This is a genomic window from Rhodoferax sp. RT4P68 (assembly GCF_056521305.1).
The window spans coordinates 42219-68227 of the sequence record NZ_JBWMBB010000001.1 but is presented as its reverse complement, the minus strand read 5'-3'; the positions used below and the strand labels follow the sequence as shown (position 1 = coordinate 68227).

Annotated in this window: 27 protein-coding genes and 1 pseudogene; 20 read left to right on the top strand and 8 right to left on the bottom strand. The window is 67.0% G+C overall.

Annotated elements, in window-relative coordinates:
* Positions 1–6: 6 nt before the first annotated feature.
* The 3 genes from AC099J_RS00350 to AC099J_RS00340 all read left to right on the top strand — a co-directional run bounded on the left by AC099J_RS00350 (position 7) and on the right by AC099J_RS00340 (position 2604).
* Positions 7–720, top strand: a complete 714-nt coding sequence (locus AC099J_RS00350; protein WP_479613208.1) for a 16S rRNA (uracil(1498)-N(3))-methyltransferase — start codon at positions 7–9, stop codon at positions 718–720.
* Between the two features lie 13 nt (positions 721–733).
* Positions 734–1918: an MFS transporter gene (locus tag AC099J_RS00345; protein ID WP_479613207.1), complete on the top strand. Its 1185-nt coding sequence runs from the start codon at positions 734–736 to the stop codon at positions 1916–1918.
* 143 nt (positions 1919–2061) lie between these two features.
* Positions 2062–2604, top strand: a complete 543-nt coding sequence (locus AC099J_RS00340) for a YidB family protein (protein ID WP_479613206.1) — start codon at positions 2062–2064, stop codon at positions 2602–2604.
* A 46-nt stretch (positions 2605–2650) separates the two neighbouring features.
* Here AC099J_RS00340 and AC099J_RS00335 read toward each other — a convergent pair whose 3' ends face one another.
* Together AC099J_RS00335 and AC099J_RS00330 are read right to left on the bottom strand one after the other, a co-directional pair.
* The gene (locus tag AC099J_RS00335; protein ID WP_479613205.1) at positions 2651–4117 is read right to left on the bottom strand and encodes a M20 family metallopeptidase; all 1467 of its coding nucleotides are present in this window, start codon (positions 4115–4117) and stop codon (positions 2651–2653) included.
* Between the two features lie 148 nt (positions 4118–4265).
* Positions 4266–4550, bottom strand: coding sequence for a hypothetical protein (locus tag AC099J_RS00330; RefSeq protein WP_479613204.1), 285 nt, complete (start codon positions 4548–4550; stop codon positions 4266–4268).
* Positions 4551–4655: 105 nt separating this feature from the next.
* On the opposite strand from AC099J_RS00330, the pseudogene AC099J_RS00325 reads away from it, so the two are divergent.
* Positions 4656–4757: pseudogene (locus AC099J_RS00325) on the top strand (transposase); the annotation flags it as partial.
* A gap of 601 nt (positions 4758–5358) precedes the next feature.
* Here AC099J_RS00325 and AC099J_RS00320 read toward each other — a convergent pair.
* From AC099J_RS00320 to AC099J_RS00300, 5 genes are all read right to left on the bottom strand, one after another.
* Positions 5359–6834 carry a S8 family peptidase gene (locus AC099J_RS00320; RefSeq protein WP_479613203.1) on the bottom strand — a complete coding sequence of 492 codons (1476 nt, stop codon included), beginning with the start codon at positions 6832–6834 and terminating at the stop codon, positions 5359–5361.
* Positions 6835–7011: 177 nt separating this feature from the next.
* The gene (locus AC099J_RS00315) at positions 7012–7806 is read right to left on the bottom strand and encodes an alpha/beta hydrolase family protein (RefSeq protein WP_479613202.1); all 795 of its coding nucleotides are present in this window, start codon (positions 7804–7806) and stop codon (positions 7012–7014) included.
* 284 nt (positions 7807–8090) lie between these two features.
* A complete protein-coding gene (locus AC099J_RS00310; RefSeq protein ID WP_479613201.1) occupies positions 8091–8411 on the bottom strand; it encodes a heavy metal-binding domain-containing protein in 321 nt (106 codons plus the stop codon).
* Between the two features lie 17 nt (positions 8412–8428).
* Positions 8429–9247, bottom strand: coding sequence for an amidohydrolase family protein (locus AC099J_RS00305; protein ID WP_479613200.1), 819 nt, complete (start codon positions 9245–9247; stop codon positions 8429–8431).
* 82 nt (positions 9248–9329) lie between these two features.
* Positions 9330–10301, bottom strand: coding sequence for an aldo/keto reductase (locus AC099J_RS00300; RefSeq protein ID WP_479613199.1), 972 nt, complete (start codon positions 10299–10301; stop codon positions 9330–9332).
* Positions 10302–10675: 374 nt separating this feature from the next.
* On the opposite strand from AC099J_RS00300, the gene AC099J_RS00295 reads away from it, so the two are divergent.
* From AC099J_RS00295 to AC099J_RS00265, 7 genes are all read left to right on the top strand, one after another.
* On the top strand, positions 10676–11098 hold the full coding sequence (locus AC099J_RS00295) for an RbsD/FucU family protein (RefSeq protein WP_479613198.1): 423 nt from the start codon (positions 10676–10678) through the stop codon (positions 11096–11098).
* 130 nt (positions 11099–11228) lie between these two features.
* Complete coding sequence (locus AC099J_RS00290; protein ID WP_479613197.1) at positions 11229–11993, top strand: GntR family transcriptional regulator; 765 nt, start codon at positions 11229–11231, stop codon at positions 11991–11993.
* A complete protein-coding gene (locus AC099J_RS00285) occupies positions 11990–12904 on the top strand; it encodes a dihydrodipicolinate synthase family protein (RefSeq protein ID WP_479613196.1) in 915 nt (304 codons plus the stop codon). Before AC099J_RS00290 ends, AC099J_RS00285 begins: the two co-directional genes overlap by 4 nt.
* Before the next feature lie 18 nt (positions 12905–12922).
* Positions 12923–14242: an ABC transporter substrate-binding protein gene (locus AC099J_RS00280; protein ID WP_479613195.1), complete on the top strand. Its 1320-nt coding sequence runs from the start codon at positions 12923–12925 to the stop codon at positions 14240–14242.
* A gap of 33 nt (positions 14243–14275) precedes the next feature.
* On the top strand, positions 14276–15142 hold the full coding sequence (locus AC099J_RS00275; RefSeq protein WP_479613194.1) for a carbohydrate ABC transporter permease: 867 nt from the start codon (positions 14276–14278) through the stop codon (positions 15140–15142).
* A 150-nt stretch (positions 15143–15292) separates the two neighbouring features.
* Positions 15293–16114 carry a carbohydrate ABC transporter permease gene (locus AC099J_RS00270; RefSeq protein ID WP_479613193.1) on the top strand — a complete coding sequence of 274 codons (822 nt, stop codon included), beginning with the start codon at positions 15293–15295 and terminating at the stop codon, positions 16112–16114.
* Positions 16115–16193: 79 nt separating this feature from the next.
* Positions 16194–17258 carry an ABC transporter ATP-binding protein gene (locus AC099J_RS00265; protein ID WP_479613192.1) on the top strand — a complete coding sequence of 355 codons (1065 nt, stop codon included), beginning with the start codon at positions 16194–16196 and terminating at the stop codon, positions 17256–17258.
* A gap of 6 nt (positions 17259–17264) precedes the next feature.
* On the opposite strand, the gene AC099J_RS00260 is transcribed toward AC099J_RS00265, so the two are convergent.
* On the bottom strand, positions 17265–17477 hold the full coding sequence (locus tag AC099J_RS00260; RefSeq protein ID WP_479613191.1) for a hypothetical protein: 213 nt from the start codon (positions 17475–17477) through the stop codon (positions 17265–17267).
* 224 nt (positions 17478–17701) lie between these two features.
* On the opposite strand from AC099J_RS00260, the gene AC099J_RS00255 reads away from it, so the two are divergent.
* The 9 genes from AC099J_RS00255 to tssE all read left to right on the top strand — a co-directional run bounded on the left by AC099J_RS00255 (position 17702) and on the right by tssE (position 25998).
* Positions 17702–18823 (top strand): extracellular catalytic domain type 1 short-chain-length polyhydroxyalkanoate depolymerase, encoded by a 1122-nt coding sequence (locus AC099J_RS00255; protein ID WP_479613190.1) that lies wholly within the window; start codon positions 17702–17704, stop codon positions 18821–18823.
* Between the two features lie 121 nt (positions 18824–18944).
* A complete protein-coding gene (locus tag AC099J_RS00250) occupies positions 18945–19655 on the top strand; it encodes a response regulator (protein ID WP_479613189.1) in 711 nt (236 codons plus the stop codon).
* 12 nt (positions 19656–19667) lie between these two features.
* The gene (locus AC099J_RS00245) at positions 19668–21011 is read left to right on the top strand and encodes a hybrid sensor histidine kinase/response regulator (RefSeq protein ID WP_479613188.1); all 1344 of its coding nucleotides are present in this window, start codon (positions 19668–19670) and stop codon (positions 21009–21011) included.
* A 160-nt stretch (positions 21012–21171) separates the two neighbouring features.
* Positions 21172–22176 carry a type VI secretion system protein TssA gene (gene tssA, locus AC099J_RS00240; RefSeq protein WP_479613187.1) on the top strand — a complete coding sequence of 335 codons (1005 nt, stop codon included), beginning with the start codon at positions 21172–21174 and terminating at the stop codon, positions 22174–22176.
* Between the two features lie 49 nt (positions 22177–22225).
* Positions 22226–22765, top strand: coding sequence for a type VI secretion system contractile sheath small subunit (gene tssB, locus AC099J_RS00235; protein WP_479613186.1), 540 nt, complete (start codon positions 22226–22228; stop codon positions 22763–22765).
* Between the two features lie 58 nt (positions 22766–22823).
* Complete coding sequence (tssC, locus tag AC099J_RS00230) at positions 22824–24320, top strand: type VI secretion system contractile sheath large subunit (protein WP_479613185.1); 1497 nt, start codon at positions 22824–22826, stop codon at positions 24318–24320.
* A gap of 96 nt (positions 24321–24416) precedes the next feature.
* Positions 24417–24905 (top strand): Hcp family type VI secretion system effector, encoded by a 489-nt coding sequence (locus AC099J_RS00225; protein WP_479613184.1) that lies wholly within the window; start codon positions 24417–24419, stop codon positions 24903–24905.
* A 21-nt stretch (positions 24906–24926) separates the two neighbouring features.
* The gene (locus AC099J_RS00220) at positions 24927–25454 is read left to right on the top strand and encodes an Hcp family type VI secretion system effector (protein ID WP_479613183.1); all 528 of its coding nucleotides are present in this window, start codon (positions 24927–24929) and stop codon (positions 25452–25454) included.
* A gap of 19 nt (positions 25455–25473) precedes the next feature.
* On the top strand, positions 25474–25998 hold the full coding sequence (tssE, locus tag AC099J_RS00215; RefSeq protein WP_479613182.1) for a type VI secretion system baseplate subunit TssE: 525 nt from the start codon (positions 25474–25476) through the stop codon (positions 25996–25998).
* Positions 25999–26009: the final 11 nt, after the last annotated feature.

The following is a 26009-nucleotide window of genomic DNA, read 5'->3' as shown; positions in this document are numbered from 1 at the left end:
ACTGACATGCCCCGCATCCATTGCCCCGTGCCACTGGCCAGCGGCGTCTCACTGGCGCTGCCTGCCGGCGCAGCGCGCCATGTGCAGGTGCTGCGCATGCAACCGGGCCAGGGGTTGACGCTGTTCAACGGCGAGGGCGGCGAATTCGACGCCACCGTCACGCAGATGGGCCGCAGCGATGTGACGGTCGAGGTCGGCACGCACCACAACGTCGAGCGGGAAGCGCCGCACGCCGTGCACCTGGCAGTGGTCATGCCGGCCAACGACCGCATGGACTGGCTGGTCGAGAAGGCGGCAGAGCTGGGCGCGGCCAGCGTGCAGCCGCTGCTCTCGGCGCGCAGCGTGCTGCGCCTGCAGGGCGACCGCGCCACGAAGAAGACCGCGCACTGGCAGGCCGTGGCGGTTGCCGCTTGCGAGCAATGTGGGCGCAACCGCGTTCCTGCAGTCCATCCTGTGCGTGACCTGTCGGCGTGGCTGGCCGGGCCCGTACCCGCCGACGCCGGCCTGCGCCTGCTGCTCACGCTGCAGGCCGGGGCACAAGGGCTGCAACAGGTGCCACGCCAATCGGCCGTCACGCTGCTGAACGGCCCCGAAGGCGGCCTCACGCCCGACGAAGAACACCAGGCCCTGGCCTCCGGCTTCGCCCCGCTGACGCTGGGGCCGCGCGTGCTGCGCGCCGAGACCGCGCCGCTGGCCGCCTTGGCCGTCCTCAACTGCTGAAAGCCTCCGCACCATGAACCGCAACCTCTGGCTGCTCGCGATGTGCCAGGCGCTGTTCCTCGTCAACAACGTCACCTTCATCGCAATCAACGGCCTGGTCGGCTGGAGTCTGGCCCCGTTGGGGTGGATGGCGACCCTGCCGGTCATGGGCTACGTGGTGGGTGGCGCGCTCAGCACCGGGCTGGTGGCGCGCACGCAGAAGCGCTGGGGCCGCAAGCGCTCGTTTCTGCTGGGCCTGGCGGTGGCGGGTGGCTCGGCCCTGCTGTGCCTGTACGCCGTGCTGCAAAAAGACTTCTGGCTGCTGTGCGCTGCCACGGTGATCGCCGGTTACTACAACGCCAACGCCAGCTTGTACCGCTTCGCCGCCGCTGAGCTTGCTGCCGCGCCGCAGCGCGAGAAGGCGGTGTCGCTGGTCATGGCTGGCGGCCTGTTGGGCGGCATCATCGGCCCCAACCTGGCCAACGCCACGCGCGAGTGGCTCGCCGTGCCGTTCGCGGGCGCCTATGTGGCCCTGGCCGTGGCGGCCGTGCTGTCGGCAGCGCTGCTGGCGTTCATCCAGTTTCCGGCGGCTCCGGCGCAACAGAAGGGCGGTGGTGGCCGCCCGCTGTCGGAGATCGTGCGCCAGCCGGTCTTCATCGTCGCTGCGCTGGCCGGCTCGCTGGGTTTCGGCGTCATGAACCTGCTGATGGCCGCCACCCCGATCGCCATGCAGCAATGCGGCCTGCCGTTTTCATCTGCCGCGCTGGTGCTCGAATGGCATGTGATCGGCATGTTCGCGCCCGGCTTCTTTACGGGGCACCTGATCAAGCGTTTCGGTGCCCTGCCCGTCATGGGCGTAGGGGTGGTGCTGAACCTGGGCTGCATCGCGGTGGCGCTGTCGGGTGTGGAGCTGCACCAGTTCCTGGTCGCGCTGTTCCTGCTCGGCGTCGGGTGGAACTTCCTCTTCACCGGCGCCACCACCCTATCGCTGACAGCCTACGCGCCCGAAGAGAAAGACAAGGCCCAGGCCGTGCTGAACTTCTGCATGTTCGCCACGCTGGCGCTCAGCTCCTTCGCGTCGGGCGTGCTGGTCACCACAAGCGGTTGGACGCTGCTGAACTACGGCTCGCTGCTGCCGGTGGCGTTGACCGGCGCCGCCCTGCTGTGGCTGGCAGCGCGGCAGGCTCGAACACGCGCCGCCACTGCCGGTTTGCGCTGACCGCTGCGGGCGGCCAAGACATCGGGCCGACGCGTCAAACGACCGGGCGCCGATGTGCGCAATAGGTCACGCCGCACACACCCTGATACATCTTCGCGGCGCACAATGCCGCCACCTTTTTCACTCTCGCGCGAGGCATCTCCATGGGTCTACTCGAATCGGTTCTCGGCTCTGTCCTGAATGGCGGCCAATCTTCTCAACAGGCCCCCTCTGCGCCCTCCATGGGTGGCATGGGCGGCGCCGCAATGGGTGGTGGCCTGGGCGGCATCATCGGCGCGCTGGCCAGCAACCCGCAGTTGATGCAGGTGTTGATGAGTTTGTTGTCCGGTGGTGGCCAGGGCCGCACCAACGCGCAGGCCGGCGGCGGCGGGCTCGGTGGCCTGGGTGGGCTCGGCGCGCAGTTCGAGCAGGCTGGCCTCGGCGATGTACTGGGTTCGTGGATCGGCACCGGCCAGAACCGCCCGGTCTCGCCCGACCAGCTGGGCCAGGTGTTCGGCCAGGACCAGCTTTCCGAGCTGGGTGCCAAGCTGGGCATGGGCGGCGGCGAATTCGCCAGTGAGCTGTCGCAGATCCTGCCGAGCCTGGTCGACCAAATGACGCCGGACGGCCGGGTGCCCGAAGCGCCCGCCGGTGGCGGCAATCCGAACGACCTGTTCGGCATGCTGGACGCCTTTCAGCGCCGCTGAAGTCGTTGGCGTTCGCCTGGGCCGGCCTCGCGCCGGCCTTTTGCTTTCAGGCCGCCGGAAACGCCGCGATGACTTGCGCCACGGCGGCCGTCAGCTTCTTCGCGTACGGCACATGCAGGAATTCGTTGGGGCCGTGGGCGTTGCTCTTGGGGCCCAAGACGCCGCAGACCATCATCTGCGCCGTCGGAAACCCCTTGGACAGCATGTTCATCAGCGGAATCGTGCCGCCCTGGCCGATGGTGCCGCAAGGCGCGCCGAACCCGGCCTGCGAAGCCGCATTCAGCGCGTTCTCGAACCACGGCACGGTGGCCGGTGCGTTCCAGCCCGTGGCACCACCGCCGCCATCGAAGGTCACGCGCGCCTGGTAGGGGGCGTTGTCTTCCAGCAAAGCCTTCAGTTCCTGCACCGCCTGGGCCGCGTCCACCAGCGGCGGCAGCCGCAGTGACAGCTTGAACGCGGTGTAGGGCCGCAGCACGTTGCCGGCATCCTTCAAATCGGGGAATCCATCGGCACCCGTCACCGACAGCGTGGGCATCCAGGTGCGGTTCAGCAGCGCCTGCACCGGGTCGGTGGTGGTGGGCAGCGCGAACTGCGTGGAGCCGCCGCAGTCGTAGTGCGCCCAGGGGAAGCGCTTGTAGATCTCATCACCCAAGATGGCCGCAGTGGCCTGCGCCTGGGCCAGCCGGTCGGCCGGGACCTCGCAGTGGAAGCTGGCCGGCAGCAGGCGGCCGGTGGCGCTGTCTTCCAGCCGGTCGAGCACCTGCCGCATGATGCGAAAGCTCGACGGCACCAGCCCGCTGGCGTCGCCCGAATGCACGCCCTCGGTCAAGATCTCCACCTTCAGCATGCCGCTGGCCATGCCGCGCAGGCTGCTGGTGATCCACAGCTGCTCGTAGTTGCCGGCGCCCGAATCCAGGCACACGACCAGCGCCACATCGCCCAGCCGTGGGCGCAGCGCGTCCACATACGGCAGCAGGTCGAACGAGCCGCTCTCTTCGCAGGTCTCGATCAGGCCGACGATGCGCGGATGCGGCGTGTTCTGCGCCTTCAGGGCCTGCACGGCGGCGACGCTGGCGTAGACGGCATACCCGTCGTCAGCGCCGCCACGGCCATACAGCTTGCCGCCCTCGTACTTGGGCGTCCACGGGCCCAGGTCGCGGCGCCAGCCGGTGAACTCGGGCTGCTTGTCCAGGTGGCCGTACATCAGCACCGTCTGCGACGTCGACGGCCCGTTGGCCGGGATCTCGAAGAACAGCACCGGCGTGCGACCCGGCAGGCGCACGATCTCCAGTTGCAGGCCGGGCACCTTCTGCGCCTCGACCCAGGTGGCCGCATTGCGCACCACCGTCTCCAGGTGGCCATGCTCGGCCCAGTCCTTGTCGAAGGACGGGGACTTCGCGGGGATCGCGATGTAGTCGGTGAGCTGGCGGACGATGTCTTCGTCCCACCGCGCGGCCACGAACTGGCTGGCGGCGGCGGTATCGAGGACGTTGGGGGGGACACGGGCGTTCATCGGGTGGGCTCCTGCGGTCGCAAAGAAGACGATTGCATCACAGCCGCCAAGACCCGGCGAGAGGGTGGGCAAGTGGGGGTGTGATCCGCCGCAGGCCGCATCCGGCCGCGCGTGGCGCTTGGGCAGGCCGCCGGACGGCCGCCCGTCATCACTTCATCGCCCTGAGCCCACGCCAGAGAAGGACCGCGAGCGCGGTGACCAGGCCCGTCAGCAGCCCTGCCAGCAGCAACTGAAGCGACTGGGCTGTCCACGCGCGAACCAGCAAGGCCACAGTTGGCGTCATCAGCAAGAGCGCGAACGCGATGCCGTAGAGCGGCGAGGCTGGCAAGCGGAGCAGCCAACCGACCACGACCACCGCCGCCAGCCCTGGCGTGCGCGGCGCCTCGGGCTCGTACCAGACGATGTCGAGGACTTCGCCATCCGAGGACAGCAAGACGTATTCCTCGTCCCCGAGTCGATGACGGCGCTGGCCGGTGGATCGAACGTCAGCCTGTGTTTGCGGACGTGGCGCGATGGCAAGACCGGCAAGTACGCGCAGCGCGCCGTGGCCGGCGTGGAGTCCTGCGCCTGGTGCTGCAGCACGTGTTGCCCAAGGGGCTTCGGCGCGCGCGCTGCTACGGCCTGCTGCATCCGAACTGCCGACGCGGTGTCGCGCTGGTGCGTACGATGGCGCTCCGGCGCCGGCCCTGCGTGCCGGCTGCTGCGGTGTCGGCCATCACCGCCGAGCGGCCCAGGCTCAAATACCACTGCTGCGGCTCACCGATGCGCATCGTGCGACGGCGCATCGGCAGATCCGACGATGCCCCGCCGCCGCTCAACATCGTCCAGGCCATGACCATCGCGTAGCCACGCATCGGCACGCTGACTCAGCATCACTGCGTTTCGGCGCTACGCTGGATGAGCTCGGCCCCAGTATTCACCCATTGCATGCCGAGGCAACGCGCAATGCTTCAAAACTGGCCGCCCACGCAGTGCCGGCATTCAACCCAATGCCGCGCACTGGCCCCAGGGCCTTCGCGGCACGTAAATCCCAAGAACATATTTGCAGTGGGACGATCCGCTCGAATGGCCCGGGATCGTCCAAAAAAAGGATCAGATCGCGGCTTCGCGCGATCTTTTCCTTAGGACTCGCGCGCCGCCGTGGACACCGACTTTAGGGACTGGAGAATACGCCTGTCTCGTTGAAGCACAAGGTAATAATCGAGTTAATGAAAAGCCGCCTGAGGTCATATCTTTTACCGCTATTTCTTTGCCCGAGTGTATTCCTTTGCCAATCGAATAGCTGCTAGGGCGTCAATTCTGCCGGCGCCAATTCCTACAATTGGCAATCTCTTAGCGCTTCGCTTTAGTACGTCCTCCAATTCATCTGGCGACAGCGTCGGAACTGTTGAGAGGACGAGTGCTGCTACGCCAGCGGCGACAGCGGCGGAAAATGACGTTCCACTCCCACTTTCATATAAGCCTCTGGGGGTGATTGCGAGTATATCCTGACCGGGGGCAGCAAACGCCGTCTCCGGCCCGGTAGACGAGAAAGGCGATATTTCATCCTTCAAGCCAGTAGAGGTCACAGCAACAGCTAGGGGCGCGTTTGCAGGCTGCCATACTGGCCCCACCTTGTTCCCAGCGGAAACAAAAACTAGCGTTCCCTTGGCGCGAAGTCTTTGAAAGACTAAAGAAAACTTTTCTGGTTTAAGAATGTCTGCCTTCGGTTCCGCCCCCAAAGGTAACAGTATTATTCGTGCGCCTGCCGAGGCTGCAAATTCTAGAGCGGAAAGTATATTGGCATCTGTGGCCGCTACGTTGCGAGATGACAGAACATCAATTGGGAGGATTTTAGACGTCGGTGCCATGATGCCTATCAACGACGCTAGTTTGGTTCCAAGATCGTTGTTGACGGTAGTACCATCACCTGTGGGGAAGGACCGGCTCTTCAATAGCTGGTTGCTAAGTGACTCACCGTTCTTGGTTGTGGGATATGCGGCAATTTCTGTCGAAATGATGGCAACCGTCACGGAGGCCTCGCCGGACTCACTTAAAGCGTCTTTCAATCCAATTAGACTAAAGGCCACTTGACTAACTATTCCTCTTCCGTCGCTTGAAGGAGTACTGTTTTCAATAATTGATTTATTTCCCTGGCTAACGTTCTTTTCGGCAATGTCCATTGACCTCATAACAGCGGCGCCACGGGTTTGCACATCCTTGAGCTGAAGCTCCAACGATGCAATGGTCTCTCCAGCATGCTTTTTAACTTGCTCGATAGTTGCTCGTGAATTGGCGGCTGACTCACTGGCAGCATGTTTTGCGCGCTCAGCCTCTACAAGCGCTGCGGCGCTTTCTTTTCTCAGTAGCGTTACAAGTTCTTGGAGATCGGCTTTCCGAGAGTCAAGGGCTTTTTCAAGTTTCCCATCGAGCAGCTGATTTGCCGCCTTGTCAATTTCGGATAGCTTTTCGTCCGACTTTCTCTGAAAATTTTCAATTTTTGTTTTGGCGTCTGTCCAGAGGTTATAGCCCATGTAAGAGGCGAACGCCGCGGCAAGGAGAAGTGGCCACTGCACCCGTTTGCGAATGCCGTCCAGCGCGTCACCGATGACCCGATTTGTAATTAGCTCTAACGTGTCCGGATTCAGAGGGACGGCTTCGTCACGCAATGGAGTATCATCGTTTTCGTTTACGGCTCTTGCGTAGCGGCGTCGTCTGGTAGGCGGCTCTAGGCTCATCTTGATATTCCTGATTTCGAAAAACCCTTAAACCATTCAAATTTTGAGATCGCATTTCTGAACTGGTAGAACTTTTGGGCCCACAGATGCAAGCCCAGAGGCCTAACCGTTTGACATAAGGGGCGACCGAGGGCGATAGCCCTTGGACGTCCCTCTCGATGGAAGGGTAGGACTCTGCTAGCGCCGCTCGAGTAGCTCCTTTATCGCTACTCCAACCTCTGGCGCCCGGAAGGCGCCGTTATGGCCGGCCTCCGGGACAGACCTGAAGTACGCCTTGATGCCGCGGGCCGTAAGCGCGCCGACGTACTTGACGGCCAAATCTGGAAACGTGTTGTCGTCTCGTTCACCGGTAAGCGCAATCACGTTCGCGTTCGGAGCGATCCGAGAAACTAGGGAAATGGGGTCTTCGCTTCTTCCCCAGGCCCGGCGGCCTTGACGCCATTGGCCCATGTCGCAAGGACAGGCGACAAGCACTGCTCCGTCGATCAGTCCCGGTCGCAGGCCAAGAAGAGAAGCGATCGTTGAGGCGCCGCCGGAATGACCGATGGCGAGAACTCGCTCGGCCTTGTAATGAAACTTGAGCCGCTCGATTGCAGCGCCTACCTGTAGCAGATTCTCCTTCGTGTAGTGATCAGTCCGGCCACTCTGAAGGAAGGCGACTGAGGATGACTGCCCAGAACCGTCTGGATAGCCGGGACGCACAAGAGCGACAGCGAGAACCATATATTCGCTGAACTCGATCGAACTAGCTTCCGCCTGCGGGAAGTGATAGTCGGCGTTACCTCCTGCCCCAAGATCGCCGTGTAGCCAAACGAGCAAGGTCTTCGGTGTCTGCGATCCGTAGGCGCGCATCAGCAAGCACTGCGACTCACCGCTGACACGACGGGTGAAGTCTTCGGTCTGGCAGGTGTCTGCACTCACGCCAGGCGGCAAACCAAGAGTAAACAGCAGGACTAGCAGAAGACGCAGCATTTCAGAGCCCTACGTGTCATGGAGCGCATCGTACGGCTCCCCATCACAAAGCGTGATGCCCTAACAGCCCTGAAAATTTCAACTACCACCGTTGAAATCCATAGATACTTCGGCACGTCGCACGTCCTTCTAGATTCATTAAATTTGCGACGAAAACCAGCACCGGTTACATCTTGGCAGTCTTGGCACTTACGCCCAAAGCGTAGCTGAATCCCGGGAATCCGGGATCACCATTCAACCAAATCCATCCCCAAAACCGATGACGAGCGCGATGCCCGGCCGCCCTACTCCACCACCACCGCCGTCCCGCTCGCCGACACCATCAGCATCCCGTTCTCCTTCCCCAACACCTCGTAGTCCAGATCCACGCCAACGACGGCATTGGCGCCGGCGTCCTGCGCGCGCTCTTCCAGCTCCTTCATCGCGATGTCGCGGGCCTTCTGCAGTTCACGCTCATACGTGGCCGAACGGCCGCCCACCAAATCGCGAATGCCGGCGAACATGTCCTTGAACACGTTGGCGCCCAGGATGGCCTCGCCGGCGACGACGCCGCAGTACTTGGTGATGCGCTTGCCTTCGATGGAAGGGGTGGTGGTGATCAGCATGCTTAACTCCTCGTGGGTCACAGGCCATAGGCCCGGCGCGCCGTGCCTTCGAAGACGGCGGCCCGGTCCTCGGGCGCGACACCATGCCGCGCCTCGGCCAGCCAGGCATCGTAGCGGCCGGCCAGCTCCAGCACGGGCCAATCGCTGCCCCACAGACACCGCGCGGGGCCGAAGCATTGCAGCAGCCAATGTGCATGGCGTTGCACCGCGTCGACGGGCGCGCCCGGGGCGGCTTCGGTCCATAGACCAGAGAGCTTGCAGAACGCCGACGTCTCACGCGCCAACGCCTGCAGGCCTTCGGTCCACGCCACCCAACCTGCGGCGTCGCCGGGGATCGTGGGTTTCGCACCGTGGTCGATCACGATGGTGAGGTCCGGGTGCCTCGCAGCCATGCGCAGCAGGCGCGGCAGGTGCACCGGCTTGATGAGCGCGTCGAACACCAGGCCGCAGCGCGCCATGGCCTGCAGCGCGGGCGCCAACGCCGGCTGCAGCATCCAGTCCGGGTCGGCGATGTCCTGCAACATCGGGCGCAGGCCGCGCAGCTTGGGGCGGCGGGCCAGCGCCTCGATGCGGGCCGGCGCGTCGGGCGCCAGCAGGTCGACCCAGCCGACCACGCCCAGCACGTCGGCGGCCTGCTCGGCCTGCGCCAGCAGAAACGCCGTCTCGGCCTCGGTCGGCGCGGCCTGCACCACGATGCCGGCGCGCACGCCGCAGGACCAGGCGACGGCCCGCCAGTCGTCGAGCGATACATCGCGGTGGATAACGCCCAGGGCCGGCGTCAGCCAGCCGTAGTCGCCGCGGGCCAGCTGCCAGATGTGGAAGTGCGCGTCGATCACGTCCGCGGCGCCCGGCCGCCCGCAGCGGCTGACGCGCCAACTCGGGGGGCAGCGATACAGGAAGCGATGGGCAGGGCGGCTGTCATGGCGTGGGTGCCTCGGCCGGCAACAGGCCAAGCCCGCGCAGCGCCTGCCAGAACGTGGTGGGAATCGGATGCGCCAGCATGGCCCGGCTGTCGTGCCAGTGCGCCACCGTCTGCGCGCCGGCCATCACCACCTCCACAGCCGGATGCGCCAGCGGAAACTGCAGCGCCGCCGCGCGCAGCGGCACGCCATGCTCCGCGCACACCTGCTCGACAGCGGCCGTGCGCGCGACCCAGGCCTGCGGCGCCCGCGCGTAGTTGAAGCGCAGCTCACCACCGCCGCGCACGCCCGTGGCCAGGATGCCCGAGTTATAGACGCCGCCCAGCGCAATGCGCACGCCACGCGCCACGCACAGCGGCAGCAGCTGCGCCAGCGCGCTGTGGTCGATCAGGCTGTAGCGGCCAGCCAGCAGCAGGCAATCGAGATCGGCATGGGCCAGCACGTCCAGGCAGATCTGCACGTCATTCACGCCCAGGCCCACGTGGCCGACCAGCCCGTCACGCTGCAGTGTGCGCAGCGTGGGCAGCGCTTCGCGCAGCACCTGGTCGAGCACGCGCGCGTGGTCGGCGCCATGCGTGGCAGCATCGCAGTCGTGCACATAGGCCACGTCCAGCCGCGCCAGGCCCAGGCGCTGCAGGCTGTCTTCCACGCTGCGGCGCGTGCCGGCGGCGGAGTAGTCCCAGCGCTGCGTGAATGGCAGCACTTGCACGTAGCCATGCTGGTCGCGCGGCGCCTGCGCGTCGGGCTGCAGCACGCGGCCGACCTTGCTGGAGAGAAAGAAGCTGTCGCGCGGCACGCCCCGCAGCGCCTGGCCGAAGCGTTGCTCGGACAGGCCATTGCCGTAGTGCGGCGCGGTGTCGAAACTGCGGCAACCATCGGCCAGCGCCGCGGCCAGCACGGCCTGGGCCTGCGCCTCGGGGATGGCGCTGAACAGGTTGCCCAACGCTGCGCCGCCCAGGCCCAGCGGCAAGCGATCGGCACATGCGGGGAAGACGCGGGCGGAAGCCTCCGCGGACGTACCCGCCAACGGATCGACAGGCACATCTGCGCGCGCGTTGGCGGGCGAAGTAGAGGGAGAAATGGCGGGCGAAGCGGCGGGCGAAGCGGCGGGCGCATTGGCGGGTGCACCGGCGGCTCCATGGATGGGCACATCGGCACGTGGATCGACAAGCGCGTCGCCGGTCGCATCGACAGACGGATCAACGGGCGCAGCGCGCTGTGAGAAAGGCATCGGCATCCTTCATCCATCACAAACAGATCAGCGAACGTAGTGCTGACATGTCAGTACGTCAACAGGGCAAGTGCCAATGACGCATGCGATCGCGCCGCGCACCATCCGCCCCCATGCTGAAGAACCTGTCGCCCCTGCTCTCGCCCGATCTGCTGCACGCGCTGGCCTCCATGGGCCATGGCGACGAGATCGTGCTGGGCGACGCGTTCTTCCCCGCGGCCACGCATGCGAAGCGGCTGGTGCGCCTGCCCGGCATCACGGCCGATGCGGTGCTGGACGCCGTGCTCTCCGTGCTGCCGCTGGACGACTTCGTGCCGCAACCGGCCTGCACCATGCAGGTGGTCGGCCACGCAGACGAGGTGCCGCCCGCCGTCGCGCAGTTCAGCGACGTGCTGGCCCGCCACGGCCACGCAGCGCCCGGCGCGCTGGAGCGCTATGCCTTCTACGAGCGCGCGGCCCAGGCTTTTGTGATCGTGGCAACAGGCGACACGCGCACCTACGCGAACATCCTGCTCAAGAAGGGGTTGGCGCGGTGACGCGACCAGCGCAGCGCCGCGCCTCTCCGCCCTCGCCTTGCGCGACACCGGCCGGGGGCGAAGACCGGGGCTCAGCTCGTGCTGCCATGCTGGCGCCCCAACGCTCTGCGGCAACGAGAGAGCGGGCCGCATGACCAAGCCGCGCCGCACCCTCGCCGTGGTTGCCCCCGAGCCCACCAGCCAGCGTGCGCGCGCCTACCAGGGCTTCACGCAGCAAATCCTGGCTGGCGGCATCAAGCCCGGCCAGTTCGTCTCGCAGCGCGAGCTGATGACGCTGCTGGACATGCCGCTCGGGGCAGTGCGCGAGATGATCCCGCGCCTCGAAGCGGCGGGCCTCGTCAAGACCGTTCCCCAGCGCGGCCTGCAGATCGCGCATGTGGACCTGAAGCTGGTGCGCAACGCCTTCCAGCTGCGCGCCATGGTCGAGCGCGAGGCCGTGCGCCATTTCGCGGCCGTGGTGTCCGATGAAGAGCTGACCGCCATCGCCGCCGCGCACCAGCACATCCTGCACCGCGCCAGTGCCATCGCCGGCCGCGCCGACAGCAAGCTGCTCGACGATGCGCAGGCCGTGGACTGGGGCCTGCACGACCGCATGGTCGACGCACTGGGCAACGAGATCGTGTCCGAGATCTACCGCGTCAACAGCCTGCGCATCCGCTTGATCCGGCTCGAGCAGGCCGTGATCACGCCCGCCCAACTGGTGCCCGCCATGCAGGAGCACCTGCAGTTCATCGCCGCGCTGCAGCGCCGTGATGCCGACGCCGCGTGGCGATTGCTCGAAACCCATTTGGACAGCGCCCGTCACCGTGCGCTCGCGGGCCCCGGCGCCGCGCCAGCACCCGTGCCCACCGCCGCCCCCTTGCCCATCAACACCCCGAGGAGACGCACACGATGACGCACGCCATCACCGGCCTGTGGCCCGCCCTGGCCACGGCCTTCACGGCCGACGGCGCCGTCGACACCGGCCGCACACTGGCCCAGGCGCGGCGCATGCTGGCCGCCGGCAGCGAGGGCATCACGCCCTTCGGCACCACGGGCGAGGGGCCATCGCTGACGGTGGCCGAGCGCCAGGCGCTGCTGCAGGCCCTGCTGGCAGACGGCGTGCGCCCGGACCAGGTCATCGTCTGCACCACGGCCTGCGCGCTGGGCGATGCGATCACCCTGGGCCGCCACGCCGTCGCGCTGGGCTGCGCGCACCAGCTGTTCATGCCGGCCTTCTACTTCAACCACCCGCGCGATGAGGGCGTGATCGCCGCCGTCACGCAGATGATCCGCGGCATCGGCAGTGACGCCTTGCGCGTGCTGCTCTACCAGTTCCCATCGCTCAGCAACGTGGGCTTCAGCCACGCCAGCATCGCCGCGCTGGCCGATGCGCATCCTGGTGTGGTGGTCGGCATCAAGGACAGCACCGGCGACCGCGCGCATTCGCTGGCGTTGGTGCAGGCCTTCCCGCAGCTTGGCACGCTGGTGGGCGCGGAGCTGGATGTGGCGCCGGTCATGCTGGCCGGCGGCGCAGGGTCGGTCAACGGCCTGGCCAACCTGGCGCCGCACCTGATGCGCCGCGTGGTCAGCCGGCCCGCCGAGGTGTCTGCCGCCGATGCCACGCTGATGCAGGGCCTGCTGGCCTTGCTGAACGTCAAGCCGAACCTGCCCTTCGTCAGCGCCTACAAGACTGCGCTCGCAGAGCAACTCGGCGATGACGGCTGGCTGCATGTGCGCGCGCCTCTTTCGCCCCTGGATAACACCGAGGCGCAGGCCGTTCGGGCCGCGTACCGTGCCCTCGGTCAGCGTTTAGCCACCCTCTAACCACACCGGAGACACGCCATGAACATCCCCGCCTTCAAGCGCCGCGAACTGCTGCAGGCCGCCGCTGGCGCCACGGCCCTCTCAACGCTGCCCGCCGCCTTCGCGCAGGCCAACTTCGACTGGAAGCGCTACGCCGGCCAAACGCTCGAAGTGCACCTGGTCAAGAGCCCGCGCGGCGAGCTGCTGCAGCGGCATCAGAAGGAGTTCGAGGACCTCACCGGCATCAAGGTCGGCGCCGAGCAGATGCCCGAGCAGCAGTCGCGCCAGAAGACGGTGATCGAGTTCAACTCGGGCCGCACCAGCTTCGACGTCGTGCACCTGAGCTACCACGTGCAAAAGCGCCAGTTCGCCAAGGGCAAGTGGATGGAAGACCTGCGGCCCATGTTCGCCAACGCCGCACCGCCGGATTTCGACCAGAAGGACTATTCCACCGGCGGCATGTTCTACGCCACGCAGGCAGACGGCCGCATCGACAGCCTGCCGCTGAACCTGGACCCGTGGATCCTCTACTACAACAAGGAACTGTTCGCGGCCAAGGGCGTGGCCTACCCCAAGAGCTACCCCGAGATTCTGGAAGCCGCCAAGAAGCTGCACGACCCAGCCAACGGCGTGGCCGGCTTCGTGGGCCGTGGCTTGAAGAACGCCAACGTGCCGCTGTGGACGGGCTTGTTCCTCGGCTGGGGCGGCCAGTTCTTCGACGCCAATGGCAAGCTGGCGACCGAGACGCCCGAGGCCATCGCCTCGGCCACGCTGTACCGCGATCTGCTCAAGACCACCGGCCCGGCCGGCATCGCGGGCTACAACTGGAACGAATCGCAGAGCCTCTTTCTGCAGGGCAAGGCCGCGATGTGGATCGACGGCTCGGGCTTCGCGCCGCCGCTGGAAGATGCGACCAAATCCAAGGTCGTCGGCAAGGTCGGCTACGGCGTGATGCCGCCCGGCCCCAAGGCGCAGGTGTCGGCCACGTTCGGCGACGGCATCGGTGTCTCGGCGTTCTCGAAGAAGAAGGAGGCGGCGTTTCTCTACATCGTCTGGGCCACCAACAAGGCGATGCAGGCGCGCATGCTGGCAACAGGGTCGGGCGCGCCGGTGCGCCTGTCGGCCTATGCGAACAAAGAGGCGATCGCCAACCTGAAGGTGCCGGCCGAATGGCTGAGCGCCGTGGCCGAATCGCTGCGCATCGCCAAGCCGGGGCTGCCCATCATCGAGCCGGTGACCGAGTTCCGCGACGTGTTCGGCATCGCGCTGAACAACATGCTGACCGGTGGCGATGTGGCGGCGGAGTTGAAGAAGGCGACGGCCGAATTCGCGCCGGTGTTGGCCAAGGCCGAAGGCTGACCGGCGCACGCACCCTCACCCCACCTCGGCCCCATGCGCCCTCGCGTCTCCCCTTTCCTCTGGTTCATCCTGCCGGCCGTGCTGGTGGTGGTGGCCGTGATCGTCTTCCCGTGGATGTTCACGCTCTGGATGAGCCTGTTCGACTGGAAGATCGGCTCGGCCTCCAAGTTCGTGGGCCTGGCCAACTATGTGGAGCTGGCGACCAACACGCGCTTTCTGATGTCCATCGTGCACACGATGGTCTTCACGGCGCTGGCCGTCATCGCGCCGCTGGTGCTGGGCACGGCGGCAGCGCTGGTGTTCAACCAGAAGTTCGCCGGGCGCGGTTTCTGGCGTGGCGCTTTCGTGCTGCCGATGATGGCCACGCCGGTGGCCATCGCGCTGGTGTGGGTCATGATGTTCCACCCGCAGCAGGGCGTGCTCAACTACCTGCTGTCGCTCGTCGGCATTCCGCCCAGTGAGTGGGTCTACTCACCGATGTTGGCCATCCCCTGCCTGGTGCTGGTGGACATCTGGCAGTGGACGCCCCTCGTGATGCTGATCGTGCTGGGCGGCCTGGCATCGCTGCCGACCGACCCGTTCGAGGCGGCCTACATGGAAGGCGCGACGCGGGCGCAGACGCTGCGCTACGTCACGCTGCCGCTGCTCATGCCCTTCATCATGGTCGCGGCCGTGGTGCGGCTCATCGACGCGCTGAAGACCTTCGACACCATCTACGTCATCACGCAGGGCGGGCCGGGCACGTCGTCGGAGACCATCAACCTGTACCTGTACCTGCAGGCGTTTTCGTTCTACCAGATCGGCAAGGCCTCAAGCGTCGTGGTGGTGTTCTTCGTGCTCGTGGTGGGCCTGAGTCTGCTGCTGTTCTGGCTGAAGGAACGGTCCCGCTATGACGCGTGAACTGAGCTCTCCCCGTTTGGATGGCTCACTGCGTGTAGCCCTCCCATCCCCCTCAAGGGGCGCACCCAGCGGCCTGGCAGAGCCAGTTCCGCGGGTGCCCTGGCATGGCCTGCTCTGCGCTGTCTGGCGCCGCGGGCGGTGGGTCACGCGATGAAAGCCAAACTGATCGATCGGGCGCTGCTCGCGCTGTGCGTCTTCCTCCTCGTCTCACCGGCCATCGGCTTCTTCTTGTGGATGCTGTCGCTGGCATTCAAGAACGATGTCGACAACCTGGCCTACCCGCCGGTGTTCATCCCCAGCCCGCCCACGCTGGACAACTTCCGCAAGGTGTTCGACAGCGGCCCGTTCTTTCAGTACTTCATCAACAGCGTGGTGGTGTCGGGCCTGGCGACGTTGATCGCGCTGTTGATCGGCGTGCCGGCCGGCTACGGCATCGCGCGGCTGAAGGCGCGCAAGCTGCTGCTCACCATCCTGATCGCGCGCATGACGCCGGCCATCAGCTTTTTGATCCCGCTGTTCACGCTGTTCCAGGCGCTGGGGCTCACTGGCACGCTGGCCCCGGTGGTCATCACGCACCTGGTGATCACCGTGCCCATCATGGTCTACATCGTCGCGGGCTACTTCGAGACGCTGCCGATGGAGCTGGACGAAGCGGGCCTGATGGATGGCTGCTCGCCCTGGCAGCGCTTTCGCTACATCGCGCTGCCGCTCGCGCGCCCGGGCATCACGGTGGCGGCCATCCTGGCGTTCATCTTCTCGTGGAACAACTTCATCTTCGGCGCTGTGCTCGCGGGGCGCGAGACGCGCACGCTGCCGGTGGCCATCTACAACGTGCTGACCTTCGAGCAGATCGCCTGGGGGCCGCTGGCGGCCGCGGCGCTGCTGGTCACGCTGCCGGTGCTGGTGCTGACACTGGTGATTCAGAAAGAGATCGTTGGCGGTTTGACGGCCGGCGGCGTCAAGGGCGGATAGATGTTGAACCCCCTTGTCTCCGCGCTGCGCGGCATCTCCTCACACGTCCATGCAGCGCATTGCGCGATCGATCATTGATATGGCTTCAGTCACTCTCTCCGGCATCACCAAATCGTTCGGCGACACGCAGGTCATCAAGGGCGTGGACATTGCCATCCACGACGGCGAGTTCGCTGTGTTCGTCGGCCCCAGCGGCTGCGGCAAGTCCACGCTGCTGCGCATGATCGCGGGGCTGGACGCGCCGACCGCCGGCGACATCCGCATCGCCGACCGCGTCGTCAACGACCTGCCGCCCAAGGAGCGCGAGGTCTCGATGGTGTTCCAGACCTATGCGCTCTACCCGCACATGACGGTGGAGGGCAACATGGGCTTCGGCCTGATGATCGCCGGCGCGGCGGCCGATGCCATCGGCGCCAAGGTGGGCGCCGCAGCGCGCATGCTGGGGCTGGACCAGCTGCTGGACCGGCTGCCCAAACAGCTCTCCGGCGGCCAGCGCCAGCGCGTGGCCATGGGCCGCGCGATGGTGCGCGACCCTAAGGTGTTTCTGTTCGACGAGCCCCTGTCCAACCTGGACGCCAAGCTGCGCGTGCAGATGCGCACCGAGATCCGCGCGTTGCACCAGCGCCTGAAGACGACCTCGGTCTACGTCACGCACGACCAGGTCGAGGCCATGACCATGGCCGACCGCATCGTCGTGCTGCGCGATGGCAAGGTCGAGCAGATCGGCACGCCGGTCGAGTTGTACGACCGGCCGGGCAATGCGTTCGTGGCGACCTTCATCGGCTCGCCGTCGATGAACCTGCTCCCGGGCGTGGTCGAGGGCGGCAACGCCAGCACAGCCGGCGGCGCGGTGCCGCTAATGCCGTCGTTGGCCGCAACGCTGCCAGGCCGCGAGTTGCTGTTGGGTTTGCGCCCAGAGCATCTGAAAGTGCAGGGCGCGGGCCAGGAAGGCATCGCTTGCGAAGTCAAGGTCGTGGAGTTCAGCGGCGCCGACACCCTGCTCGTCTGCGAGGCGGCCGGCCAGCCACTGCAGGCGCTGGTGCACGACCGACTACTGGTCAAGCCGGGCGACACCATCCGCCTGGCGATTGCGCCGGAGCTGGTGCACGTGTTCGACGCACAGACGCAGCAGCGCCTGGGCTGACGCGCTTCAGTGCGCCCCGCCCTGCCGGCTGCGCGATTGATTGCCTGACCCGACCTGTGATTCGCGGTCGCTGCGGCTCGCCGGCGTGCGCTGCGACTGGTGGATCTGCGTCGCGCCGTCGGGCGTCGGCTGGTTGCGGTCATTGGCCACCTTGCCTTGGGCCTCGGCCTCGGCGTCCCCATCCATGTCGCTGCGGGTGCTGGAGGGCTTTTTGGACATACATGCTCCTGTAGGTGCGGGGTTCGGACCGGCCGTTGCGCCGGGGCGTCGGCATAGATTGCGCCCGGGCTGGGCCTGCTGCGTGTAGGACAACGCCGATTCGGGCGCAAGACCATGGGGCTTGGCCATTGGCCTGGCGTTCCCAAGGCACGCCTCTTGCCTACGCAAGCTGTCACCGCTTGCCCCCATACTGCGCTGCACTTCGGGCGCCCGCGCCCCGCTCCATGTTCCAACGCAAGACCCTGAAAACCCTGACCCGGCTGTTCACCAGCAGCCTCAAGCCGATGCTGAAGGCCGCGTCGCCGCCGCCCAAGCGCAAGAAAAAGGCGGCGGCCAAGCCGCTGGCCCACCCCAAGCCGGTGCCGTGGGCCACGCTGCTGGCCCAACCCAGATCACCGGCCCGGGCCAAGCCAGCGCCCAGCCGTGCGGCCGCCAAGCCGGCAACAGTCCGCGCCGCCCCAGGCACCAGCGCTGCGGCTGGGCGCTGGGTCAGCGGCCGGGCCATGACCGCGGGCGGCACGCGCCGTTACCGGCTGTTCATTCCGGCGGCCCGCGGCTTTGGCCAACAGGTGCCGCTGATGGTCATGCTGCACGGCTGCGACCAGAACGCTGAGTCTTTCGTCGCCAGCACGCGCATGCACCAGCTTGCAGCGCGCGAGGGCTTCGCCGTGCTCTACCCCGACCAGGACCGCCTGGCCAACGCCCACGGCTGCTGGAACTGGTTCGACACGCGCAACGGGCGCGGTCATGTCGAGGCGGCGCTGATCATGCGCGCCATCGACCAGGCCTGCCTGTACGGCGCCGACCGCACGCGCGTGGCGATCGCCGGGCTGTCGGCCGGCGCCAGCATGGCCACCCTGGTGGTCACGCGCTACCCCGACCGCTTCCAGGCCGTGGCCATGCATTCCGGCGTGCCACCCGGCACGGCGCGCACCGGCCTGGGCGCGCTGTCGGCGATGTACGGCCATGGCAACACCAAGCCGCTGGACGCCGATGCCGCCGCCATGGCCGCGCACTGGCCCGCGCTGCTGGTGGTGCACGGCGGCGCCGACACGGTGGTCAAGCCCAGCAATGGGCTGGCCGCCGTGCAGGCCTGGGCCGAAGCCGCCGGCGCCAAGGCCGCCAAACCGCGCGCCGTTCAGCGCGGCCAACGGTTGGCAATGCAGGTCACCGACTACCGCGCGCGCAGGCGGGTGGTGGCCAGCCTGGTCGAGATCCCGCAGCTGGGCCACGCCTGGAGCGGCGGGCCGGCGTCGCAGCCCTACAGCGACCCGCAGGGGCCGGATGCCTCGCGCCTGATCTGGGCCTTCGCCAGCCGGCAGTTCCGCACCGTGGCGAAGTTGTAAGCGCAGGTTACAAAGCGACCGCAGACCCCCTCAGTTTTGAGGATGCGAGCGTGCGGAGCGGCTCCTAGCATTGGTGTGCCTGTGCGGCAGCTTCGCTCGCCGGGCCCGAAAGGGGGACACCATGTACGCCACCGCCGCTTTCCAGACCATGCCCGCGCTGCACGCCTTTCCAGGTGCGCTGCCGCCATGTCGACCCGCAGCGCGCCGCGTGCTGTTGGTGGACGACCATGAGCTGGTGCGCTTCGGCGTGCTGGCGCTGCACGAACAAGTGCAGGGCGTGCCGATCGAGTGGCTGGAGGCCGGCTCGCTGCAGGACGCCATCGACCTGTATGGGCGTGAGGCCGACATCGACGCCGTGCTGCTCGACCTGAACCTGCCCGACAGCAAGGGCCTGCAGGGCCTGCGCAAGTTCCTGCAGGCGCACCCCGGCGCGCGGGTGGCGATCTTCAGCGGCACGCAGGATGAATTCGTGGTGCGCCAGGCGCGCGCGCTGGGCGCCACCGGTTATGTGGGCAAGAACACCATGGTCCAGCAGTTTCGCGACGCGCTGGCGGTGCTGCTCGGCTCTACCGGCGGGCGTGACCTGCGGGGCCTGTCGGGCGCCAGCAGCGCGCTGTTCCCCAAGTTCCCTTCGTCGGCCATGTTCGACCGCGTGGCCGAGCTGGGGCCGCGTCACCTGGAGATCCTGGAACTGGTGCTCTCGGGCTGCGCCAACCAGGAGATCTGCAACGCCACCAAGCTCTCGCTGGGCACGGTGAAGAACTACGTGTCCTCGCTACTGCTGGCGCTGGACGTGACCTCGCGCTCGCACCTGGTCAGTTTGTTCCGCTGAAGGTGGTCTGCGGTGTCGGCCCCCACGGCCCACCGCACCGGGCGCTGGCTCTGGCGCCTTGCGCTGGCCGCAGCAGCGGCGGGCGTGCCCCTGGCCGGTTGGGCCTGGGGCGCCACTGCCGCTTCCGCGGCTGCAGCCCTGTTGGCCACGGCCGTGGCAGCCGTTCTATGGCAGCGCTGGCAGCAAGCCACGCGCCAACTGCAGGCGCAGCACGAACAGATCCGCGCGCTGCAGGCCGCGCGTGACGCCGCCGTCAAAGCCGACCAGGAAAAAAGCCGCTTCCTCGCCATCGCCAGCCACGACCTGCGCCAGCCGGTGCATGCCATCGGCCTGTTCGCTGCCACGCTGGACAAACGGCTGGAAGGCTCGCCCGAGCAGCCCCTGGTGCGCAACCTGAACCGCGCCATCGCCGGGCTGGACCGCTCGTTCAACGCGATGCTGGACATCTCGCGGCTGGACGCCGGCGCCGTGGAGCCGCGCGTTCAGCACTTTCCGCTGCGCGACCTGTTCCGCCGCCTGCACATGCACTACGCCGGGCAGGCCGAGCAAAAGGGCCTGGGCCTGCGCTTCTCTCCCGGCGGCAAATCCATCAGCAGCGACCCGCAGCTGCTCGAACGCGTGCTGGGCAACCTGCTGCAGAACGCCATCCGCTACACCGCCACGGGCGGCATCGTGGTGGTGGCCCGGTCCACCGAATCGCATGTGCACGTGGAGGTGTGGGACACGGGCATCGGCATCCACGAACGCGACCTGCCCAAGATCTTCGACGAGTTCTACCAGGTGGGCGGCGGGCAGCGCGTGCGCTCGCAAGGGCTGGGCATGGGCCTGGCCATCGTCAAGCGGCTGGTGCGGCTGCTGGGGCACGAGTTGCAGGTGGCTTCGCGGCCCGGGCGCGGCACCATGTTCCGCCTGCGCATCGCGCGGGGGGGGCTGGACGGCATCGAGCGAGTGACCGCCGCGGCCGACACGCTGCCGCTCGGCCCACTGCAGCCGCGCACGGTGCTCGTGCTGGACGATGAAGACACCATCCGCGAAGGCCTCAGCATGCTGCTGCGTGAATGGGGCTACGACGCGATTGCCGCCGGCAGCATCGCCGAGGCGCTGCACGCGCTGCGCCAGATCGATGCGCCGCCCGATCTGATCCTGTCGGACCTGCACCTGGGCGAGGGTGCGGACGGCATCGCCGCCATCGACGAGATCCGCCGCGAATGCGGTTGCGATGTGGCCGCCATGTTGATCACCGGCGACACCACGGCCGCCGAGATGCACCGCGCCACCGAGAGCGGGCACACCGTGCTGTTCAAGCCGGTGCAGCCGCGCAAGTTGTATGACGCGCTGCGGGCGCTGGGGTCTTGACATGGACTGCCCCCACGCGCATCGCTTCGCGTATCGCTGCCCCCCCGAGGGGACGCGTCAGCGGCTTCGGGCGGCCGGGCGCCACTGACATGACTTTCGTCCGCTGTGCGCGCAAGCGCCCCGTCCTAAAGTGACCGCAACCTTCAAGCAGGACCACTGCATGCCCGAGTTCGACATCGACGCGTACCTCTCCCCCCTCGCAGGCGATACGCCGTGCGGGCCGGAGCTGGACCACGACGACGCATTCCAGGCGCTGCAGGAGGCCGCCCTCGGCAAGCCCGAGCGGCAGTACGGCGAGAAGATCTACCCCGCCGAGCCGCCCGACTGGCGCCTGGTGCACCAGCACGCGCAGGCCCTGGCGCTGCGCACGCGCGATCTGCGGGTGGCCGTGTGGCTCACGCGCAGCGCGGCCCATGTGCAGGGCGTGGTCGGCATGGTGCAAGGCCTGCAGCTGCTGCAGGGGCTGCTGGAACGCCACTGGCCCCACGTCCACCCGCAACTCGACGCCAGCGACGACAACGACCCCACGGCCCGCCTCACCGCGATCTGGCCGCTGCACAAGGAAGACGGCCTGGCCGACCTGCGCCGCGCCGCGTTGACGCCGGCACGCGGTGCCATCACCGTGCGCGATCTGGAACTGGCGTTTGGCGGCGCCAAGCCGCGCACCGGCGAAGCGCTGCCAACGGTCGAAGGGTTGATCCCCGCCATCGCCGCCGCGCAGGCCCAGGTGCCCGCGCTGGCACCCGCCATGCAGGCCGGCCTGCTGGCCGTGCAAGGCATGACCGCCGCGCTGGACCAGCACCTGAGCGCCGGCCGCTCGCCCGACCTCAAGCCGCTGGCCGCGCTGCTGCGGGCCGTGGCCTCGGCTGGCCAGCAGGCGCAGGGCACGCCGGCGTTTCTGGCGGCGGCCGATACCGGAGCGCCCGGCGCGCCGGGCCAGGCTGCAACCCAGCCCGCGCCCGGCACCATCAACTCGCGTGAAGACGCCATCCGCATGCTGCAGCGCGTCAGCGACTGGATCGAGAGCAACGAGCCGACCAACCCCGCACCGCTGTTCATCAAGCGCGCGCAGCGCCTGATGACCAAGAACTTCCTCGAGATCATTCGCGACCTGATGCCCGACGGCGTGGGCCAGATCGAGAAGCTCGCCGGTTCCCCGAAGTAGATCCGCAAGCCGCAAGCCCGCCGCGCCCACAGACCACCAGGAGCCCACCATGGCCACCAGCAGCCAGAAGTTCATCGCCCGCAACCGCGCCCCGCGTGTGCAGATCGAGTACGACGTCGAGCTCTACGGCGCCGAAAAGAAGGTGCAGCTGCCCTTCGTCATGGGCGTGCTGTCCGACCTCTCGGGCAAGCCGGCCGAGCCGCTGCCGCCGGTGAGCGATCGCAAGTTCCTGGAGATCGACGTCGACAACTTCGACGCGCGCATGGAATCGATGAAGCCGCGCGTCTCGTTCCCCGTACCCAACACGCTGACCGGCCAGGGCAACCTGGCGGTGGAGCTGGTGTTCAAGAACATGGACGACTTCTCGCCCGCCGCCGTGGCGAGCAGCGTGGACGGCCTCAAGCAGTTGCTCAAGGCGCGCCAGGAGCTGGCCAACCTGTTGACCTACATGGACGGCAAGACCGGCGCCGAAGACCTGCTGGCCAAGGTGATGGCCGACCCGGCGCTGCTGGCCTCGCTGGCCGCTGCGAAGAAGCCCGAGGCGCCGGCGCCTGCGCTAGAGGCCGCCAAGCCGGCCGACGCCGCCTGACCCGTCCGCCCCGCCGCCGTCCGCCCCCCTCCATCCGCACTCCCGGGAGTCATCCACCATGGCCGAAGACACTCTCCAGACCGCAGCGCCGCTGCAGGGCATCGAGTACCAGGGCGGCGAGTTTGCCGCGCTGTTGAACCAGGAGTTCAAGCCCAAATCCGACGACGCCAAAAACGCCGTGCAGAACGCGGTGCTGACGCTGGCGCAGCAGGCACTGGCCTCGACCAAGCTGATCGATGGCGACGTGATGGCCAGCATCGAGGCCATGATCGCCGAGCTGGACGAGCAGCTGTCCAAGCAGGTCAACCTGATCCTGCACCACCCCGAATTCCAGGCGCTGGAGAGTGCCTGGCGCGGCCTGCATTACCTGGTCAACAACACCGAGACGGACGAGATGCTCAAGATCAGCGTCATGAACATCTCCAAGAAGGACTTTGGCAAGACGCTGAAGAAGTTCAAGGGCACGGCGTGGGACCAGAGCCCCCTGTTCAAGAAGATCTACGAGGAGGAGTACGGCCAGCTCGGCGGCGAGCCGTTCGGCGCGCTGGTGGGCGACTATTACTTCGACCACAGCCCGCCCGATGTCGAGCTGCTGGGCGAGATGAGCAAGGTGGCCGCCGCCGCGCACACGCCCTTCATCGCTGCGGCCAGCCCCAACCTGCTGCAGATGGGTTCGTGGCAGGAACTGTCGAACCCGCGCGACCTGACGAAGATCTTCACCACGCCCGAATACGCGGCCTGGCGCTCGCTGCGCGGCTCGGAAGATTCACGCTACATCGGCCTGGCGATGCCGCGATTTCTGGCGCGGCTGCCCTGGGGCGCCAAGACCGCGCCGGTGGAAGAGTTCAACTTCGAAGAGGCCACCACCGGCAAGGACCACACGGCCTACGCCTGGGCCAACTCGGCCTATGCGATGGCGGTCAACATCAACCGCTCGTTCAAGATGTACGGCTGGTGCACGCGCATCCGTGGCGTGGAATCAGGCGGCGCGGTGGAAGGCCTGCCGACGCACACCTTCCCCACCGACGACGGCGGCGTGGCCATGAAGTGCCCGACCGAAATCGCGATTGGCGACCGGCGCGAGGCCGAGCTGGCCAAGAACGGCTTCATGCCGCTGCTGCACCGCAAGAACTCGGACTTCGCCGTCTTCATCGGGGCCCAGTCGCTGCAAAAGCCCGACGAGTACGACGACCCCGACGCCACCGCCAACGCCAACCTGTCGGCACGCCTGCCCTACCTGTTCGCCTGCTCGCGCTTCGCGCACTACCTGAAGTGCATCGCGCGCGACAAGGTCGGCTCGTTCAAGGAGCGGACGGACATGGCCAAGTGGCTGAACAAATGGATCATGAATTACGTGGACGGCGACCCGGCGAATTCGTCGGAGGCGACCAAGTCACGCAAGCCGCTGGCCGCCGCCGAGGTCACCGTCGAAGAGGTGCCCGGCAACCCCGGCTACTACACGTCCAAGTTTTTCTTGCGGCCGCACTACCAGCTCGAAGGGCTGACGGTGTCGCTGCGGCTGGTGTCCAAGCTGCCATCACAAAAGGGCGCCTGAAACCGCTACCCAAGGGACCAGGCACGGGCCGTCGTGCGTGCCTGAACTCCCTTCCAACGTCACGACGTTCAACCTAACGAATGAATCGAGGAAATCATGGCCCATGTTGACTACTTCCTGAAAATCGACACCGTCGACGGCGAGAGCACCGACGACAAACACGCCGGCGAGATCGAGCTGGAATCGTGGAGCCTGGGCGGTGCCAACGCCGGCTCGTTCAGCAGCGGCGGTGGCGGCGGCAGCGGCAAGGTGTCGCTGCAGGACTTTCACTTCGTCAAGAAGACGGACAAGGCCTCGGCCAAGCTGCTGACGGCCTGCTGCACCGGCGAACACCTGGCCACAGCCACGCTGGTGTGCCGCAAGGCCGGCGGCGAGCAGGAGGAGTTCCTGACGGTGATCCTCTCGCCCGTGATGGTCAGCAGCTACCAGAACAGCGGCTCGGCCGGCTCGGACATCATCCCCATGGAACAGGTGGCGCTGAACTACGGAAAGATCGAGTTCAAGTACAAGCCGCAGGACGGCAAGGGCGGCCTGGGCGGCGAGGTCGTGGGCGGCTGGGACGTCACGACCAACAAGAAAGTCTAGGGCGCAACCGAGGCCACCGCCATGCCGCTGCGCATCCCTGAACTGGAGGCCGCGGCTGGCGGCCAGCCCTCTGCGTCCGACGTCTTTCTGAGCGTGCAGACCAAGCGCGCCGGCAAGGTCAAAGGCGAGGTGACGACCGAGGGCCACGAGGAGCAAATCCAGCTGCTGCGCTGGAACTGGGGCGTCAGCGCGAACACCGCGATCGGCTCGAACGAGCGCACGGCGCGGCGCGTGTACCGCCAGCTCGTCATCACCAAGGGCATCGACTCGGCGTCCACCGCGTTGCTGAGCGCGCTGGCCACCAACGACGAGATCAAGGAGGCCGTGCTGACCATGCGCAAGGCCGGTGGCGAGGCGCTGGACTACTTCACGATGACGCTGAATGGCGCGCGCGTGGTGGCGGTGGACATCGACGTCGCCGACGATGGCCGGCCGGTGGAGCGCGTCAGCATCGCGTTCACCAAGATCGGCATCGCCTACCAGCCGCAGGAGGGTGCGGGGCTGGGCTCGGGCACGTTCAGCTTCGATGACGAGGTGTTGCCCGCCTGATCGGTAGGGCGTGCGTGCCATGGCCACCGTGGACGCCCGCAACCGCCTGCAACCGGCCTTGCTGGACCGGCTGACCGACGACGCGCCGGGCGAACGGCACGAGGCAGACGACCACCGCGTGATGTCCAAGACGCAACTGCGCCAGGCCGTGCTGCGCGACCTGGCGTCGCTCTTCAACGCCGTGCAGCCGCTGGGTGCTGCCGGCGATGCGTATCCGGGTGTGGCGGGCAGCGTGCTCAATTTCGGGCTGCCTGCCCTGTCGGGCCAGCTCGCGTCCAAGCTCGACGTGAGCGTGCTGGAGCGCGCGATCCGCCAGGCCATCCTGCGCTATGAGCCGCGCATCCTGGCCGAGAGCCTGCAGGTGCACGCGGTCGAATTCAGCAGCGTGCTGGACACGCACAACGTGATCGAGTTCGAGATCCGCGGCCACCTGTGGTCGCAGCCGGTGCCGCTGGAGATTCTGCTGCGCACGCAGATGGATCTGGAGGCGGGGCAGGTGGAGGTGCGGGATGCGGCGGGTACCAAGCCATCACGAATAGGTTGACCGCTTGAATC

Bases quoted from the DNA above. Each gene is read 5' to 3' on its own strand.
- AC099J_RS00290 (WP_479613197.1), top strand. From the start codon at position 11,229: ATGACCAAGCCGCGCCGCACCCTCGCCGTGGTTGCCCCCGAGCCCACC.
- AC099J_RS00310 (WP_479613201.1), bottom strand. From the start codon at position 8,411: ATGCTGATCACCACCACCCCTTCCATCGAAGGCAAGCGCATCACCAAG.
- AC099J_RS00315 (WP_479613202.1), bottom strand. From the start codon at position 7,806: ATGCTGCGTCTTCTGCTAGTCCTGCTGTTTACTCTTGGTTTGCCGCCT.
- AC099J_RS00260 (WP_479613191.1), bottom strand. From the start codon at position 17,477: ATGTCCAAAAAGCCCTCCAGCACCCGCAGCGACATGGATGGGGACGCC.
- AC099J_RS00255 (WP_479613190.1), top strand. From the start codon at position 17,702: ATGTTCCAACGCAAGACCCTGAAAACCCTGACCCGGCTGTTCACCAGC.
- AC099J_RS00220 (WP_479613183.1), top strand. From the start codon at position 24,927: ATGCCGCTGCGCATCCCTGAACTGGAGGCCGCGGCTGGCGGCCAGCCC.
- AC099J_RS00345 (WP_479613207.1), top strand. From the start codon at position 734: ATGAACCGCAACCTCTGGCTGCTCGCGATGTGCCAGGCGCTGTTCCTC.
- tssB (WP_479613186.1), top strand. From the start codon at position 22,226: ATGGCCACCAGCAGCCAGAAGTTCATCGCCCGCAACCGCGCCCCGCGT.
- AC099J_RS00340 (WP_479613206.1), top strand. From the start codon at position 2,062: ATGGGTCTACTCGAATCGGTTCTCGGCTCTGTCCTGAATGGCGGCCAA.
- AC099J_RS00350 (WP_479613208.1), top strand. From the start codon at position 7: ATGCCCCGCATCCATTGCCCCGTGCCACTGGCCAGCGGCGTCTCACTG.
- AC099J_RS00320 (WP_479613203.1), bottom strand. From the start codon at position 6,834: ATGAGCCTAGAGCCGCCTACCAGACGACGCCGCTACGCAAGAGCCGTA.
- tssC (WP_479613185.1), top strand. From the start codon at position 22,824: ATGGCCGAAGACACTCTCCAGACCGCAGCGCCGCTGCAGGGCATCGAG.
- AC099J_RS00275 (WP_479613194.1), top strand. From the start codon at position 14,276: ATGCGCCCTCGCGTCTCCCCTTTCCTCTGGTTCATCCTGCCGGCCGTG.
- AC099J_RS00285 (WP_479613196.1), top strand. From the start codon at position 11,990: ATGACGCACGCCATCACCGGCCTGTGGCCCGCCCTGGCCACGGCCTTC.
- AC099J_RS00335 (WP_479613205.1), bottom strand. From the start codon at position 4,117: ATGAACGCCCGTGTCCCCCCCAACGTCCTCGATACCGCCGCCGCCAGC.
- tssE (WP_479613182.1), top strand. From the start codon at position 25,474: ATGGCCACCGTGGACGCCCGCAACCGCCTGCAACCGGCCTTGCTGGAC.
- AC099J_RS00280 (WP_479613195.1), top strand. From the start codon at position 12,923: ATGAACATCCCCGCCTTCAAGCGCCGCGAACTGCTGCAGGCCGCCGCT.
- AC099J_RS00225 (WP_479613184.1), top strand. From the start codon at position 24,417: ATGGCCCATGTTGACTACTTCCTGAAAATCGACACCGTCGACGGCGAG.
- AC099J_RS00295 (WP_479613198.1), top strand. From the start codon at position 10,676: ATGCTGAAGAACCTGTCGCCCCTGCTCTCGCCCGATCTGCTGCACGCG.
- AC099J_RS00250 (WP_479613189.1), top strand. From the start codon at position 18,945: ATGTACGCCACCGCCGCTTTCCAGACCATGCCCGCGCTGCACGCCTTT.
- tssA (WP_479613187.1), top strand. From the start codon at position 21,172: ATGCCCGAGTTCGACATCGACGCGTACCTCTCCCCCCTCGCAGGCGAT.
- AC099J_RS00270 (WP_479613193.1), top strand. From the start codon at position 15,293: ATGAAAGCCAAACTGATCGATCGGGCGCTGCTCGCGCTGTGCGTCTTC.
- AC099J_RS00265 (WP_479613192.1), top strand. From the start codon at position 16,194: ATGGCTTCAGTCACTCTCTCCGGCATCACCAAATCGTTCGGCGACACG.